The following is a 14,876-nucleotide window of genomic DNA, read 5'->3' as shown; positions in this document are numbered from 1 at the left end:
GGGTGAGGGCAGCCATCTCAAGCCAGACCCAGCACCCCGACACCCCCAATCCCCCCTTGTCGAGCCACAACAATGACAACGACCCGCAACGACTGGGAACAACGCTTCCAGTCCCTGACCATCGAAGCCCGCGCGTTCATCAACGGTGAATACCGCCCGGCCATCAGTGGCGACACCTTCGAATGCCTGAGCCCCGTCGACGGCCGTTTCCTCGCCTCCGTGGCCAGCACCGATGAAGCCGACGCCAACCTCGCGGTTGAAGTCGCGCGCCAGTCTTTCGAATCCGGCATCTGGGCGAAAAAAGCCCCGGCCGAGCGCAAGCGTATCCTGATTCGCTTCGCCGATCTGATCCTCCAGAACCAGGAAGAACTGGCGCTGCTGGAAACCCTCGACATGGGTAAACCGATCAGCGATTCGATGAGCATCGACATCCCGGCGACCGCCAACGCGATCCGCTGGAGCGCCGAAGCCATCGACAAGATCTACGACGAAGTTGCCGCTACCCCGCACGATCAACTCGGGCTCGTCACTCGCGAGCCTTCCGGTGTAGTTGCCGCGATCGTGCCGTGGAACTTCCCGCTGATCATGGCCAGCTGGAAATTTGGCCCGGCGCTGGCAGCGGGCAACTCGTTCATCCTCAAGCCTTCGGAAAAATCTCCGTTGACCGCGATCCGTATTGCGCAACTCGCGCTGGATGCCGGTATTCCGAAAGGCGTGTTCAACGTCCTGCCAGGCTTCGGCCACACCGTCGGCAAGGCGCTGGCGTTGCACATGGACGTCGATGTGCTGGCCTTCACCGGCTCCACGGCGATCGCCAAGCAACTGATGATTTATGCCGGGCAAAGCAACATGAAGCGCGTCTGGCTCGAAGCCGGGGGCAAGAGCCCGAACGTGGTGTTTGCCGACGCCCCGGACTTGCGCGCGGCAGCACAAGCAGCGGCCGGCGCGATTGCTTTCAACCAGGGCGAAGTCTGCACCGCGGGTTCGCGTCTGCTGGTCGAGCGTTCGATTCGCGAGCAATTCATTCCGCTGTTGGTGGAAGCGCTGCAAGCGTGGAAACCGGGTCATGCACTGGATCCGGCAACCACCGTCGGTGCCGTGGTCGACCAGCGTCAACTCGACAACGTGCTGCGCTACATCAGCATCGGTCGCGAGCAGGGCGCCGAGCTGATTGCCGGCGGCCAACGCACCCTCGAAGAAACCGGCGGCCTCTATGTGCAACCGGCGCTGTTCGACGGCGTGACCAACGCGATGACTATCGCTCAGGAAGAAATTTTTGGCCCGGTGCTGTCGCTAATCACCTTCGACACCGCTGAAGAAGCGCTGCAGATCGCCAACGACAGCATCTTCGGCCTCGCCGCCGGCGTGTGGACCAGCAACCTCAGCAAGGCGCACACCTTCGCCCGTGGCCTGCGTGCCGGCAGCGTCTGGGTCAACCAGTACGACGGCGGCGACATGACCGCACCGTTCGGTGGCTTCAAACAGTCGGGCAACGGCCGCGATAAATCGCTGCACGCGTTCGACAAGTACACCGAGCTGAAAGCGACCTGGATCAAGCTCTGACTCTATTACAGCGGTGGTCGCCTTTTATTAGCGGCCCTCGGAGAAACGTATGAAACAGCAACACGTAAACAGCTACTACGCCGCCACCCGCAACGAAGTCATCGACTTCCCGACCCTCGAAGAGTCGGTCGAGTGCGACGTTTGCATCATCGGCGCCGGCTACACCGGCCTGTCCTCGGCACTGTTCCTCACCGAAGCCGGCTACAAAGTGGCGGTGCTCGAAGCAGCGAAAGTCGGCTACGGCGCCAGCGGTCGCAACGGCGGTCAACTGGTCAACTCCTATAGCCGCGACGTCGACGTGATCGAAGAGCGCTACGGCGACAAGACCGCAGAAATCCTCGGCAGCATGATCTTCGAAGGCGCCGACATCATCCGTTCGCGCATCAAGGAATACGACATCAAGTGCGACTACCGCCCGGGCGGCATCTTCGCAGCGATGAACAAGAAACAACTCAACGGTCTGGCTGAGCAGAAGCGCAGTTGGGAACGTTACGGCAACCGCAATCTGAAGATGCTCGACGCGGCCGACATCCGTCGCGAAGTCGGCTCCGATGCTTACGTTGGCGGCCTGCTCGACATGCAGGGCGGCCACGTGCATCCGCTGAATCTGGCGCTCGGTGAAGCGGCTGCGATCACGCGTTTGGGCGGCAAGATTTACGAGCAATCAGCGGCTGTAGAAATCAAATACGGCGAGCCTAACGTCGTGCGCACCGCCAAAGGCCAGGTCCGCGCCAAGTACCTGCTGATCGCCGGCAACGCTTATCTGCCGCAAGGTCTCGACAACCGCGTGACCGCGAAAAGCATGCCGTGCGGTTCGCAGATCGTCGTCACCGAGCCGTTGACCGAAAAGCAGGCGCGCAGCCTGATCACCAACAACTACTGCGTTGAAGACTGTAACTATCTGCTGGATTACTACCGCCTCACCGCCGACAACCGTCTGCTTTACGGCGGCGGTGTGGTCTACGGCGCGCGGGAACCGGACGACATCGAACAACTGATCCGCCCGAAGATCCTCAAGACCTTCCCGCAGCTCAAAGACGTGAAAATCGACTACCGCTGGACCGGCAATTTCCTGCTGACCATGTCACGCATGCCGCAATTCGGCCGCATCGAAAAGAACGCCTACTACATGCAAGGCTACAGCGGCCACGGCGTCACCTGCTCGCACCTGGCCGGCAAACTGATTTCGGAAATGATCCGTGGCGACGCCGAACGCTTCGACGCCTTCGCATCGCTGCCGCACATGCCAATGCTCGGCGGCCGCACGTTCTCGGCCCCACTGACCGCCCTCGGCGCCGTCTACTACTCGCTGCGTGACCGCTTCGGCATCTAGGTTACCTCCCCGGCGGCGACCCCAAGACCCCGCCGGTTTTTCTTATCGCAACACTCCCTGATATCCAAATGTGGGAGCTGGCTTGCCAGCGATGAGGCCAGCAAACACAACATCAATCCGACTGAAACACTAAAGATCAAATTGTAGGAGTGAGTCTGCTCGCGATGAGGTTAGAAAAGACACCATCACTCCCGCTGACACACCACAAAACCTGTGGGAGCTGGCTTGCCAGCGATGGCGGTCTTTCAGCAAAAGGGATGTTGAATGTGCCACCCAATCGCTGGCAAGCCAGCTCCCACAGGTTTTGTATTCAGCCCAGAATTACCACCGGCAGGTTCATTTCACCCACCGTCCATCGAACCTGCTGAGCAACACCGGCAAACGTGATTTAATAGCCGCCTTTCACGGTTCCGGGACACGGGAGCAACGTGATCCGCGCCCCTCGGCGCGTCACCCGCCACCCACCCCCATTACCCGTGGGTCTGCGCGAGAACCGCCGAGCGGCGATCAGGCAAGGCAAAAACAGGCGAGGAAGCGGAGTGTAGGGCCCTACATGAGCATTCCGAGCCTGTTTTTAACGCAGCATGATCGTCGCGCAGGCAGTTTTCGCGCAGAGCCTAAGTACTTCTCACATAAGGCAGTCATGGATACGGGTTCTCGACTCAAACTAGTACGCGAAAGCTACAAACTCTCCCAGCGCGAGCTGGCCCGGCGTAGCGGCGTGACCAATGCCACCATTTCCCTGATCGAACAGAATCGCGTCAGCCCCTCCGTCAGCTCACTGAAAAAGCTGCTCGAAGGCATACCGATGTCCCTGGCCGACTTCTTCACCTTCGACCAACCCCCGCGCGAACACCAATACGTCTTCCGCGCCAACGAACAACCCGACCTCGGCCGCCACGGCCTGCGCCTGCTGCTGATCGGCGCCTCGGTGCCGAGTCGTCAGATGCGTCTGCTGCGTGAGCAATACGCACCGGGCGCGAGTTCGGGGGAAGAGCCGATTGTGCATGCGGAAGGCGAGGAGTGTGGGCTGGTGACGCGTGGCACGGTGGAGTTGACCGTGGATGGGTCGGTGAGTGTGTTGAATGCGGGGGATGGGTATTATTTTCCGACGACGCTGCCGCATAAGTTTCGGAATATCGGGGCGGATGAGGCTGAGATTATTAGTGCGAATACGCCGGCGAATTTTTGAGAGAAAAAGTTTTTTAGATATAAAAAAAACCGCAGAGATGCGGTTTTTTTTTACCCGTCGTTAGGGTTGGTAGTAAAACCCCTTGAGAGTGTTGCGCGTGATGCTGTTGTGCCATTACTCTATGCGTGTTGGAGATTGGCGAGTAGCTTATGAGGCGCTTCGGAAGGTTATGGGCGATATGTAGCATGGACGTCTTAATGGTGGATATATGTTTAGTTGCTCACTAGCTTGATGAGCTTTGTGTTTGTTTGAGTTATAAATGGCAGGGATTGGGATGGGCTATAAAGCTTTGCGGAAAGACCTTACGGAAACGACGCGAAAATGTGATTTTTGCGAGAATTATCTTACATCTTTAAAGGCATTTGTGCTTGAAGATGAAAGTACAGGCTCCATTGCGTATGCAGGTCCGACCTGTGCTAAAAAGAAATTGGGAAAAGGCTTTACTCTTTCAGGTGTTCCAGACCTTACAAGGTTTACACTCTCAGATAATATACGTGATACAAACTCAGGGGGCGGTAAAGGGGGAAGGCAGAGTTTAGATCCCGTTCGACTAGCGATTGAATATCTGACTCTTCGAGAGGAGAAACTAAAAGATGTCATGAAGACATCATATTCTGTATTGAGAGGGTATTATAATGTCTCGAAATCCAGGTCGCTCACTGAGTCCGAGGTTCTGCATATAAATAATATTGAGGCGAAGTCGCCGGATAGCTTAAAGCTTGCCAGCCTCCAGCGTTGCTATAATTATCTCTTTTGGATTGATGTCGGAATCAATAAGCTGCCTAGTGACAAGATTGATTTTTTAAGAAGCGTGAGGGAAGGCTTGATAAACAGTGGGCGAATTACTGAAGTACAAAGAAAGGCTGTGAATAGGTGGTTATCGAATATCGATGGAGTGCCGCAGCTTAAATGATTGTTTGTTTGAAATGTTGATGGGTTGTGTATTTTTTGTGAGGTATTGAATGCCATATCCAATAGAAAGGAAATTGGTGGTTGGGGTTGCGTCGAGTGCGCTATTTGATTTGTCCGAGTCTCATAGTGTTTATTTGGATAGTGGTGTTGAGGAATATAGGCTTCATCAGGAAAAGAATCTTGATGTTCCCCTGTTAAAGGGAGTGGCCTTTCCTTTTATACGTCGATTTCTCAGTATCAACAAAGCTTTTCCTAAGCAGCTCCCTGTTGAAGTGGTTTTATTATCAAGAAACTCTCCTGAAACAGGTATGAGGGTGTTCAGGTCGATAAAGCACTATGGTTTGGATATCAGTCGAGCTGCCTTCATGACCGGACGTTCACCTCATGAATATGTTCCTGCTTTCAACGCTTCGTTATTTTTGAGTGCAAACGAAGGCGATGTTCAAAAAGCTATTGATGCTAACTATCCAGCGGGCGTGGTGTTGCCGTCCAAAGTCTATGATGACGAGCTGGACAAGGAATTACGAGTTGCGTTCGACTTTGACGGTGTTATCGCTGATGACGAAGCCGAATCGGTTTTTAAGAGAAATCACGATTTGGGTGAGTTTCAAGCTCATGAGTATGAACATCAATCGATCCCTCACCAACCCGGACCATTAGCGGATTTATTTAGAAAACTTTCATTTATGCAAAAATTGGAAGAAAAGCGAATGAAAGAGGATTCTGAATATGAAAAAATTCTTAGAATATCAATTGTGACGGCGCGAAATGCTCCTAGTCATGAGCGAGTTGTAACTACCCTAAAGGAATGGGGTGTTTCTGCTGATGAGTCATTTTTTTTAGGGGGTATGGATAAGTCTAGGGTGTTGTCGATATTAAGGCCACATATGTTTTTTGATGATCAGCGAAGTCATTTGGAGTCACCCGCAGGCAATATCCCTATGGTTCATGTTCCCTTTGGTGTTGCGAATAAAATATAAAAATTAATCTGAGGTTATTGGTCGACCTATTTCGGTAATTTGTTTGGTCATAGCGTGCTCGTAGCTCAAGCGGAAAATGTATCTGGTGAGAATTTTTTGTGTGGGGCGTGTGATGGAAGTTAAAGGAGGCTTTGGTTGTGGTGAAGGAGCGTTTGTTGATGTTTTTCAGTAAAGCAAAAAAATCGTACAAACTTAGGTTTTTTTTGATTTTCTTGGTGTTGATTGTCATCTTTTCGCCTATTCTGGCATATGCGTATACGTTTGGTTTTGGGATTTGGGCGTCGCATGACGAATGGTCGAAAATGGGCAGTGCCTTAGGTGGTATATATAGTCCGATTATCGCAGTTGCGACATTATGTTTTTTGTATCGTCAGCAGCGTTTTACTGAAATATCTCATGCCGAAAATAGAGAAGCTGATTTTAGACGGCATACGTTTGCAAAATGCGAGAATTATATAACATTGGCTTCACATCGAGTCGATAAACTTGATGAGAGTCAGATTCGTGGCTTGACCTGTCTATTAGAGATGTACGCTGACGCTGTGGACGAAAAAGAGAAAGAGGAGATTTTTGCAGCGTTGAATAAGTTTTACCAACCTCAAATTCTGAGTATTGGCAGAGTTAGTTCAACTCTTCATAAAATCAGGAATTTAGACATGGATGTCGATGGGATGGTCAGTGATTTGCGAATGTATGCTTCGAGCGTAATAAGCTTAGAGCTTTTGTTGGCGCACGACGTTTTTTATAGGGCTTACATGAATGATGGGTCTTATTTTTCATTCGAACCTTCCGAGGATGAAAAGATGCGCGTTGATGAGGCGTTCGATAAAATGAAGAAGAAAAAGTAACAGCTTAGCCGGAGGTTTGCTTTGTGGTTACTTGATAGGCTTGATTGGCCATTTGAGTAAAAGACTTGGCTTGTAATGAATAACGGTTATTTATAAGTTTGGGTGGTTAGCGTGTCATGAAGTTGTTCGGTTTTTTTACAAAAAACCGCAGTTGTGCAGTTTTTTCTCAGTGAGGATTAATTACCGTTTGATAAGTGAAATCACCGCTGTTCAATCACCCGAAATACATCACTCACACCCTGCATCATGATTCTGGGGATGTTGGTGAGGGTGTTGATGTTGCGTTCAGTATGGTCAAGCAGGCAAGTGCAGGCATGAACCGAGGTATTTGAGGACGGCATTGATGCGCTCGGCGACGCAGTCGTCGTAATCCGGGGCGTGCGGTATGTCTGATGGAAACGGACTATCCGGTTTTGGCGCAGCTTCGCAGCCCAGCGGGAGCAAGCTCTCTCGCCACATGGGGTGTTTTCCTACGAAGTTTTCAGATATCGAAATTGGGCGAATCTACAGGGCGGTAGCCATTCGTCCGACACGCCGCACGTTCGCCGCACAGCTTCTTCCAATGTTGTAACTCACCGAGCAAAGGAAGAGCCACCATGCTGAACCATAAAATCGCGGTGTTAACCCTCGCGGCGTTGCTGTCCGGCAGTTCGCTGTACGCGATCGCGGCTGGCGAAACGCCGACTCCGACAGCCAACGACGGCAACAGCCAGACTCGTGAACCAGCGTCTCCAGCCACCAATGCCGATCCGGATGCCGATTCGCTGCCCAAGGGTGGAGATGGCGGGAAGACGGATAACGGACCGGTGCCTTCTGCCACCAAACCCAGTGGTGCTGGGCAATCAACCGGTAGCAGCAGTGGCGGGAGCGGCGGTGGTTGATGGATGTTGCGCACTAAAAGCCCGGTCTTTTTGAGCCGGGCTTTTCTTTGTCTGTCGCAAGCATGGATATCAGTCGTTTACTTCGTTTTCCAATGCCCGCCACCATTCTCACAATCAATCCGCGCCTGGGCCAAATGCTCCACGTCGTAGTAATACGTGGTTACCTGGGCGTTGTCGGGGATGTTCAATGCCTTGGCATTCTTGTCCTTGCTGGTGGAGTGCGGGTTGGCCAGGGATTCTTGGGTGATCGTAGCGATGCACGTGGCCTGATAGTGATCGGCGCAGTGTGCGACTTTGGTTTTAGTGCTGTTGAGCATGTCTTTGCTTTCATTGCTGCACGACCAGTCGATGGAGTTGACCGGCATGCCTTCGTATTCATAACAACTGTGGGTTTCCACCGCCGGCACCGAGGCGCTGGAGGATTGGGTCTGCACGTCGCAGCCTTCGGCCATGACGCAGGTGGGGATGACGGCGAAGCTGGCGAGCAGAAGCAGGAAGCGAATGTTCATCGGGGTTTCCTCTTCAGGGGCGCCGTGTCTGATCGATGATGTTGGCGCTTTAAAGTTTCGAGACGGCGTGGAGGAGGGAGGTTCCATCGGGTTTTTGATTTGCTCCCGTGGCGTACACTGCGAAACAATCGGAAACATTCAGCGCCCAAGGATTGGAACATTGCCCATGATCGAAATCGGCAGCCGCAATAATGCGTCCCCCTCGCAGCATCCATTCCACGACATCTACCTGTTTCACATAGACCCTTCAAAGCCAGACACGCCTTTCTGTTTCGAGCAGTCGATGGCTGGCGGGCATATGGAACATGGCGGTGCCCGGTGGTTGGCGCTGGATGAGCTGGATGGCTGGCCGGGTGAGTGGCGTGAGCATCTGCAGAAGGCTGATTGCGCGTGGGTTGCCGAGTTGATCGATGCCAATCCAACAGCCGATCAGGCTACTTTGGTGTCGCTGATTCTTCAGCAGCATTGCGGGCCAGCGAAGCCCATCGGACGCCTGAGGGCAATCGGCAACTGGCTCAAACGCAACATCCACGTCGGCGGCCGCTACGGCGTTTAACCCACGGAGACTCCCATGACCCAGACCCTCGAACGCGCTATTGCCATCGCCGCCACGGCACACGCCGGGCAGGTCGACAAGGGCGGAGCGCCGTACATTCTGCATCCGCTTAAAGTCATGTTGCGCATGAGCACGCTGGAAGAACGCATCGTCGCCGTGCTGCACGATGTGGTTGAGGATTGCGGTGTCAGCCTCGATGATTTGCGTAAGGAAGGCTTCAGCGAGGAAGTTTTGAGCGCTATCGAATCGGTGACCAAAGTGCCGGGCGAACCCTATGAAGACTTCGTCGACCGCGCCGCGCAGAACCCGATCGGTCGAGTGGTGAAATTGGCGGATCTGGAAGAGAACAGCGACCTGTCGCGGATTGCCTCGCCGAGTTGGGAGGACCTCGAACGAATCGAAAAATACCGCCGGGCGATTGGCCGGTTGCGCGGCTGAAAACGAATTCATCCCCTGTAGGAGCTGCCGAAGGCTGCGATCTTTTGATCTTGCTTTTAAAAACAAAAGTCAAAAGATCGCAGCCTTCGGCAGCTCCTACATGGGGTTGTGGTGTGTCAGGTAGATAGCCAGGAAGGCGACTATGAAATCCAATTTCTGTTTGTTGATTGCCGCCAGTTTCGGCGCACTGTTGCAGTTCGAAGGCGTTCCCCACGGCCTGCTGTTGGGGTCGATTGTCGTCACCGCATTGTTCGCCAGTAAAACCGGTATCGCCCCGGCAACGCCTTATGGACTGGGCTACATCCAGGTCACGCTGGGCATCGCCACCGGGCTGATGTTCGAAGCGTGGGACAGCGAGACGGCTTCGACGATGTTGCCTAGCCTCGGCGTATTGCTGATTTGCCTGACAGTGCAGATCGCGTTGGCCGGATGGTGGCTGACACGCGGTGCGGGCTGGAATCGTACTGATGCGCTGTTGGCGGTTTATCCCGGTGCGCTGGCAGCGGTGTTCGATTTACTCGAGTCGGAGAAAGCGTCAAGCAAGGTCATCATCGTGCATCTGATGCGCTTGCTGCTGATCACGGTACTGGTGAGTTTCCTGATTCCCGGCCAGGCGGCTGCGGTGGCGGTTGCCGATGGTGATCCTTTAACGACAGGCATGGCGCTGACTGCGTTTTCGGTCATCGCGCTGAGCGTGCTGCTCGGGCGCTTGCTGCTGGTGATCGGCGTACCGGCGCCGTTCATGCTCACCGCGATCATCATCACTGCCGTGTTCGTCAAATCGGGATGGCTGCACGGTTTTCACATGCCGGACTGGAGTTTGAATCTCGCGGCACTGATTCTCGGTGTGCGGATCGGCTCAAGGTTTCAGGGGCTTGGCTTTGAGGAGCTGGGGCGTCACGGTCGTACGGCATTGGTCTCGGTCGGTTTGATGATCGTGGTGGCGGCGGTGTTTGCTGAAGTCGCGGCACGGTGGTTGGGCAGTGATCCGCTGTCGTTGTGGCTGGCGTACATGCCGGGGGCGATTGAGACGATTGCGATTGTCGCGTTTGGTGGCGGGCTAAATGTGGTGTTTATTCTGACTCATCATTTGAGCCGGATGGTGCTGCTGCATTTTGCCCCGGCGTTGTTGGTGCAGGTGCGGCGGGTGCGGGAGGAAACGTGACCGGAGCTGCTGATGCCAGCATGTTGCGGTGTGTCAGTTAGATCCATCCCCCTCACCCCAGCCCTCTCCCCCAAAGGGGGCGAGGGGGAAGGGAGCCGATCTCGGTGCCTTTCAAAAGCTGAGTTCAGCTCGAGATATCAGGTCGGCGTAGCTCGAAAAAACAACTCGGTCAGTCCTCTCTCCCTCTGGGAGAGGGTTAGGGTGAGGGGCTTTTGCTCTGCGAGGTCGATGCGGCACTAGCGGATGTGTGCGTCGAAGCCTTCGCTATCCGGCGCGATATCGCTCTTCAAGGTCAAAGCAGGAATCTCATACTCCCCACCATTCTGCTGCCGAAACCCAATCGGCCGTGCACTCCACAGCTCATCCAGCCGCCGCCCCAGTTCATCACAAGTCTCGGCATACCGCGCCGCATCCATCCGACTGGTCCGATACACCACAAACGGCGGCACCACTTCGAAACCTGGGTAATACAGAATCCCGTGCTGTATCGGAAACAGCAAATCATCCATCGGCCCATTGATCCCGCGCGGCGCATAGTGCGATTCCCAGCCGCCAGTGGTAACCATCAACATCGCCCGTTTGCCTTTCATTTTCCCTTCGCCATAACGCTCGCCCCAACGACTGTCGGAATGCTCGCCAACGCCGTAGGCAAAACCATAGGCGTACACCCGATCGACCCAGCCTTTGAGAATCGCCGGCATGGTGAACCACCACAGTGGAAACTGCAGAATCAGCGCATCGGCCCACAACAGTTTCTCCTGCTCACGGGCGATGTCGGCAGCCTGGGTTCCTTCGGCGTAGGCGACTTTCGAGTCGAGGGAGGCGTGGAACGGTTTCGTCGCATCGCGCTCCGGGGCGTCGTCGGTGTCTAGGGTGGCTTTCCAGTTCATCGCGTAGAGGTCGGAGACCTGCACGGTGTGGCCGGCGGCTTGCAGGCGCTGGACGCTGAAGTCGCGCAGCGAGCCGTTTAGGGACGTTGGTTCAGGATGGGCGTAGACCAGTAATACGTTCATGTTGAAGCTCCGTTGGCTGAGTGACTGCAGGATCGGCGTTCAACAGGTATATTGGAAATGAATGTCTGATATGTCTGGTATAGCCATGAATAATTTGAGACGGCTGGATATCAATCTGCTGCTGACCCTCGATGTGTTGCTGGCGGAGCACAACGTCACCCGAGCGGCGCAGCGTCTGAATCTGTCGCAGCCTTCGGTGAGTGTGCATCTGGCCAAGTTGCGCGACATCTTTGGCGATCCGCTGCTGTTGCCCGGACCGCGCGGCATGCGCCCGACGGCACGCGCCGATGAACTGCGAGAGCCGTTGCGCGAGGCACTTGAGGCGTTGGAGAGGGCGGTGGCGCCGGCCAGTGCGTTCGACCCGGCGCAGGCGACGCACACCTGGAAAATCGCCGCGACCGATTACGGCGAGTCGACGGTGGTGCTGCCGGCCCTGAGCCGCTTGCGTGAACAGGCGCCGGGCACGCGTCTGGCGGTGATCGATCTGACACCTGCGCATTTGGTCAAACAGGCCGAGCAGGGTGTGTTCGATCTGGCGCTGCACATCAGCGAAGACGCGCCGCCGGAGTTGCATCGGTGGCCGCTGTTCACCGAGCGTTATGTGCTGGCGGGTCGAGTCGGCCATCCCGGATTAAAGTCTGCGCCCACGCGCAAACAATTCTGCACGCTTGAGCACGTGATGGTGTCCCGCGAGGGTGGGGGCTTTTTCGGGGTGACCGACCGTGCGCTTGCCGATGTCGGGCTGATGAGAAAAGTGGTGTTATCGGTGCCGCACTTTCTGATGGCGATGTCGGTGTTGGCCAGCACCGATCTGGTGGCGATGCTGCCGTCACGTCTGGTGCGTGGCAACCCGGCGCTGCAAGTGGTCGACGCACCGCTGGAGGTGCCGGGCTACGAGATGGCGATGTTCTGGGGTGAACGTTCGCATCGTGATCCGGCGCACAAATGGCTGCGCGAGCAATTGCTGGCGTCGGTCTGAGGCGCTGTCAGGCGTGGCCCAGGGCAATCGCAAACGACACGACGATCATGCACGCAAACGCAAAATTGAGATTCATGAGGTGTTCATCCTGAGCCTTTTGGAAGTGCGGTCATTCTGAACAGGTTGAAAGCAAAGAAAAAATTCGCCTTGTCGATTCCAATGATCGAAACGATTGATACCCCGTTGGTTTGTGTTTGCTCAGAGCTTTGGCTAAGCTCGCGAAACCTGCAACTACAAGCACAAACAGGCATAACCATGCACGACCATTCCGCAGCTGAACTGCCATCCCTGCGTCGACAGAAAATCCTTTTGCTTCTCGAACGTGACGGCAAAGTTATGGCGTCCGAGTTGAGTCAGCACTTCGCAGTCTCCGAAGACACCATCCGCCGCGACCTCGCCGAACTGGACACTGCCGGGCTGGTGCAGCGTGTCCACGGCGGCGCGTTGCCGCGTCCGAAAGATTCCGGCAAGGACTACTTCACCCGGCTGGACGAGACGGATGAGGTCAAGGTTCGTTTGGCGCAACGGGCGGCGCAGGAAGTTGAAGACGGGCAGATTGTGCTGTTCGATTCCGGCTCGACCACGTTGCAGGTGGCGCGCTCGTTGCGTGCAGATATCAGCATCACGGCAGTGACCGCTTCGCCGATGACGGCGATTGCCCTGTCTGAATTCAAGGGTGTGAAAGTGATTCTCGCTGGCGGCCAGCTGAACCCGCGAACGATGGCGGCGGGTGGGCATGAGGCGCTGCGTTTGCTCGCGGGGATCAAGGCGGATCTGGCGATTACTGGCGTGTGTGCGATTCATCCGGAGGTGGGGATCACCTCGCTGCATTTCGATGAAGTGCCGGTGAAGCAGGCGATGCTCGATGGCGCCACGCGGGTGATTGCGGTGACCACGGCGGATAAGTTGGGGGCGGTGGAGCCGTTTGTGGTGGCGCCGTGTTCGCGCCTGCATACGCTGATTACCGAGCGGCATGTGGCGTCGGGGAGTGTCGAGGATTACCGGCGGTTGGGGATTGTGGTGGAGCAGTTGGCGGATTGAGGTTTTGTGGTGGGGCTGATGGCCTCATCGCTGGCAAGCCAGCTCCCACAGGTTTTTGCGGTGTACATGAAATTTGGGTACGCCACGGACACTGTGGGAGCTGGCTTGCCAGCGATGGGGTCAGCAGGATCAACAAAGGCTTAGCGAAGTCGCTCAAGCATCTGGTAATACCACATCCCGGCGGCCAACAACGGATTGCCGAGCAAATCCCCCATCGGCACGCGTATGTGCTGGCACTGGGCAAACGTGTCGAACTGCTCCATTTGCCCGGTGATCGCGCGGCTCATGATTTCGCCCATGATGTGGGTGGTCGCGATGCCGTGCCCCGAGTAACCCTGGCAATACCAGACGTTGTCCGAGAGCTTGCCCAGTTGCGGGATGCGGTTGATGACGATGCCCATCGCGCAGCTCCACTGGTAATCGATCTGCACGCCTTTGAGCGCCGGGAAGGTCTGCTCGATGCACGGGCGCAGCTCGGCAGCGATGTCCCGTGAATCCTTGCCGCTGTAGTTGGCGCCGCCACCGAACAACAAGCGGCCGTCTGCGGTGAGGCGGTAGTAGTCGAGGACGAAACGGCAGTCGTACACCGCAAGGTCTTCGGGGTTGATCTGTTTTGCCAGATCGCCCAGTGGCGCGGTGGTGACGATGCCGCCCATGGCCGGGAAAATCTTGCCCTTGAGCTGACCCGGTTCGAGCTTGTGGTAGACGTCGCCGGCGAGCATCACCTGCTTGGCATCGATCTGCCCGTGAGCCGTGCGCACACCCGGCGTAGCGCCGTGAATGATCTCCAGCACTTCGCTGTTTTCGAAGATCAGCGCACCGAGACTTTCCGCCGCTCGCGCTTCACCGATGCACAGGTTGAGCGGGTGCAAATGCATGTTGCGCGTATTCTTGATTGCGCCGTGGTAGAGGTCGCTTTGCAGCAGATCACGCACCTGACTGCGGTCGAGCAGGCTGACTTCATCGCCTAATCCGCGCCGTACGGCCTCTTCATAATCCTTACGCAAGTCGGTCATATGACTGGGCTTGTACGCGGCGTGCAAATGGCCGTGTTTGAGGTCGCACTGAATGGCGTATTTCTCGACGCGTTGCTGGATGATTTCATGCCCGCGCCAGCGCAGGTGCCAGATGAAATCATCGACGTCATCGCCGAGTTTCGCGCGCATCTGTTTGCGCATCCCGCCGTCGCCGGAAAGGCTGCCGGTGACCTGACCGCCGTTGCGCCCGGTGGCGCCCCAGCCGATCTTGTGGCTTTCGACGATGGCGACTTTCAGGCCTTTTTCGGCGAGTTCGACAGCGGTGGCGACGCCGGTGAAACCGCCGCCGATAATCACCACGTCGACCTTGTGCCGGCCTTGCAGGGTCGGGTAGTTGGTGTCCTGATTGAGGGTGGCGGTGTAGTAGGAATTGCAGCGTTCGGTCATGTCAGTGTCCACACAAAATTCGGGAGTCGGAGTGCAATTCCC

At 55.9% G+C, this 14,876-nt stretch carries 15 protein-coding genes and 1 pseudogene; 12 read left to right on the top strand and 4 right to left on the bottom strand.

Annotated features, from left to right (window positions below; translation table 11 throughout):
- Positions 1–72: 72 nt before the first annotated feature.
- From QZR14_RS20045 to QZR14_RS20020, 6 genes are all read left to right on the top strand, one after another.
- Positions 73–1,563, top strand: coding sequence for an aldehyde dehydrogenase (locus tag QZR14_RS20045; RefSeq protein WP_311997531.1), 1,491 nt, complete (start codon positions 73–75; stop codon positions 1,561–1,563).
- A 49-nt stretch (positions 1,564–1,612) separates the two neighbouring features.
- The gene (locus QZR14_RS20040; protein WP_311997530.1) at positions 1,613–2,896 is read left to right on the top strand and encodes an NAD(P)/FAD-dependent oxidoreductase; all 1,284 of its coding nucleotides are present in this window, start codon (positions 1,613–1,615) and stop codon (positions 2,894–2,896) included.
- A gap of 643 nt (positions 2,897–3,539) precedes the next feature.
- Positions 3,540–4,088 (top strand): cupin domain-containing protein, encoded by a 549-nt coding sequence (locus QZR14_RS20035; RefSeq protein WP_007950154.1) that lies wholly within the window; start codon positions 3,540–3,542, stop codon positions 4,086–4,088.
- Positions 4,089–4,362: 274 nt separating this feature from the next.
- Positions 4,363–5,001: a hypothetical protein gene (locus QZR14_RS20030; RefSeq protein ID WP_250604451.1), complete on the top strand. Its 639-nt coding sequence runs from the start codon at positions 4,363–4,365 to the stop codon at positions 4,999–5,001.
- A gap of 49 nt (positions 5,002–5,050) precedes the next feature.
- Entirely contained in the window at positions 5,051–5,980 is a 930-nt protein-coding gene (locus QZR14_RS20025; protein WP_311997529.1) for a 5'-nucleotidase, read from the top strand.
- Positions 5,981–6,138: 158 nt separating this feature from the next.
- Complete coding sequence (locus QZR14_RS20020; RefSeq protein WP_250604455.1) at positions 6,139–6,828, top strand: hypothetical protein; 690 nt, start codon at positions 6,139–6,141, stop codon at positions 6,826–6,828.
- A gap of 200 nt (positions 6,829–7,028) precedes the next feature.
- On the opposite strand, the pseudogene QZR14_RS28145 reads toward QZR14_RS20020, so the two are convergent.
- Positions 7,029–7,287, bottom strand: a pseudogene (locus QZR14_RS28145) (fructose-bisphosphate aldolase).
- A 137-nt stretch (positions 7,288–7,424) separates the two neighbouring features.
- Here QZR14_RS28145 and QZR14_RS20010 point away from each other — a divergent pair.
- A complete protein-coding gene (locus QZR14_RS20010; RefSeq protein WP_250604457.1) occupies positions 7,425–7,709 on the top strand; it encodes a hypothetical protein in 285 nt (94 codons plus the stop codon).
- Between the two features lie 77 nt (positions 7,710–7,786).
- On the opposite strand, the gene QZR14_RS20005 is transcribed toward QZR14_RS20010, so the two are convergent.
- Positions 7,787–8,218 (bottom strand): hypothetical protein, encoded by a 432-nt coding sequence (locus QZR14_RS20005; protein ID WP_311997528.1) that lies wholly within the window; start codon positions 8,216–8,218, stop codon positions 7,787–7,789.
- Positions 8,219–8,384: 166 nt separating this feature from the next.
- Between QZR14_RS20005 and QZR14_RS20000 the strand changes: the two genes are divergently transcribed.
- From QZR14_RS20000 to QZR14_RS19990, 3 genes are all read left to right on the top strand, one after another.
- Positions 8,385–8,774 carry a hypothetical protein gene (locus QZR14_RS20000; RefSeq protein WP_250604461.1) on the top strand — a complete coding sequence of 130 codons (390 nt, stop codon included), beginning with the start codon at positions 8,385–8,387 and terminating at the stop codon, positions 8,772–8,774.
- 15 nt (positions 8,775–8,789) lie between these two features.
- Complete coding sequence (locus tag QZR14_RS19995) at positions 8,790–9,212, top strand: HD domain-containing protein (RefSeq protein WP_311997527.1); 423 nt, start codon at positions 8,790–8,792, stop codon at positions 9,210–9,212.
- A gap of 142 nt (positions 9,213–9,354) precedes the next feature.
- Entirely contained in the window at positions 9,355–10,377 is a 1,023-nt protein-coding gene (locus tag QZR14_RS19990; RefSeq protein WP_311997526.1) for an AbrB family transcriptional regulator, read from the top strand.
- Between the two features lie 236 nt (positions 10,378–10,613).
- Here QZR14_RS19990 and QZR14_RS19985 read toward each other — a convergent pair whose 3' ends face one another.
- Positions 10,614–11,390: an NAD(P)H-dependent oxidoreductase gene (locus QZR14_RS19985; RefSeq protein WP_311997525.1), complete on the bottom strand. Its 777-nt coding sequence runs from the start codon at positions 11,388–11,390 to the stop codon at positions 10,614–10,616.
- 85 nt (positions 11,391–11,475) lie between these two features.
- Here QZR14_RS19985 and QZR14_RS19980 point away from each other — a divergent pair, with 85 nt between their 5' ends.
- Positions 11,476–12,369 carry a LysR family transcriptional regulator gene (locus QZR14_RS19980; RefSeq protein WP_311997524.1) on the top strand — a complete coding sequence of 298 codons (894 nt, stop codon included), beginning with the start codon at positions 11,476–11,478 and terminating at the stop codon, positions 12,367–12,369.
- Between the two features lie 255 nt (positions 12,370–12,624).
- A complete protein-coding gene (locus tag QZR14_RS19975) occupies positions 12,625–13,410 on the top strand; it encodes a DeoR/GlpR family DNA-binding transcription regulator (RefSeq protein WP_311997523.1) in 786 nt (261 codons plus the stop codon).
- Positions 13,411–13,550: 140 nt separating this feature from the next.
- Here QZR14_RS19975 and QZR14_RS19970 read toward each other — a convergent pair whose 3' ends face one another.
- Positions 13,551–14,834 (bottom strand): NAD(P)/FAD-dependent oxidoreductase, encoded by a 1,284-nt coding sequence (locus QZR14_RS19970; RefSeq protein ID WP_311997522.1) that lies wholly within the window; start codon positions 14,832–14,834, stop codon positions 13,551–13,553.
- Positions 14,835–14,876 lie beyond the last annotated feature (42 nt).

It is taken from the genome of Pseudomonas sp. rhizo66 (assembly GCF_031931925.1).
Taxonomy (GTDB): Bacteria; Pseudomonadota; Gammaproteobacteria; order Pseudomonadales; family Pseudomonadaceae; genus Aquipseudomonas.
This window is presented reverse-complemented; position numbering and strand designations above follow the sequence as displayed.

Coding starts and splice junctions, on each gene's coding strand:
- QZR14_RS20045 (WP_311997531.1), top strand. CDS start 73: ATGACAACGACCCGCAACGACTGGGAACAACGCTTCCAGTCCCTGACC.
- QZR14_RS20040 (WP_311997530.1), top strand. CDS start 1,613: ATGAAACAGCAACACGTAAACAGCTACTACGCCGCCACCCGCAACGAA.
- QZR14_RS20035 (WP_007950154.1), top strand. CDS start 3,540: ATGGATACGGGTTCTCGACTCAAACTAGTACGCGAAAGCTACAAACTC.
- QZR14_RS20030 (WP_250604451.1), top strand. CDS start 4,363: ATGGGCTATAAAGCTTTGCGGAAAGACCTTACGGAAACGACGCGAAAA.
- QZR14_RS20025 (WP_311997529.1), top strand. CDS start 5,051: ATGCCATATCCAATAGAAAGGAAATTGGTGGTTGGGGTTGCGTCGAGT.
- QZR14_RS20020 (WP_250604455.1), top strand. CDS start 6,139: ATGTTTTTCAGTAAAGCAAAAAAATCGTACAAACTTAGGTTTTTTTTG.
- QZR14_RS20010 (WP_250604457.1), top strand. CDS start 7,425: ATGCTGAACCATAAAATCGCGGTGTTAACCCTCGCGGCGTTGCTGTCC.
- QZR14_RS20005 (WP_311997528.1), bottom strand. CDS start 8,218: ATGAACATTCGCTTCCTGCTTCTGCTCGCCAGCTTCGCCGTCATCCCC.
- QZR14_RS20000 (WP_250604461.1), top strand. CDS start 8,385: ATGATCGAAATCGGCAGCCGCAATAATGCGTCCCCCTCGCAGCATCCA.
- QZR14_RS19995 (WP_311997527.1), top strand. CDS start 8,790: ATGACCCAGACCCTCGAACGCGCTATTGCCATCGCCGCCACGGCACAC.
- QZR14_RS19990 (WP_311997526.1), top strand. CDS start 9,355: ATGAAATCCAATTTCTGTTTGTTGATTGCCGCCAGTTTCGGCGCACTG.
- QZR14_RS19985 (WP_311997525.1), bottom strand. CDS start 11,390: ATGAACGTATTACTGGTCTACGCCCATCCTGAACCAACGTCCCTAAAC.
- QZR14_RS19980 (WP_311997524.1), top strand. CDS start 11,476: ATGAATAATTTGAGACGGCTGGATATCAATCTGCTGCTGACCCTCGAT.
- QZR14_RS19975 (WP_311997523.1), top strand. CDS start 12,625: ATGCACGACCATTCCGCAGCTGAACTGCCATCCCTGCGTCGACAGAAA.
- QZR14_RS19970 (WP_311997522.1), bottom strand. CDS start 14,834: ATGACCGAACGCTGCAATTCCTACTACACCGCCACCCTCAATCAGGAC.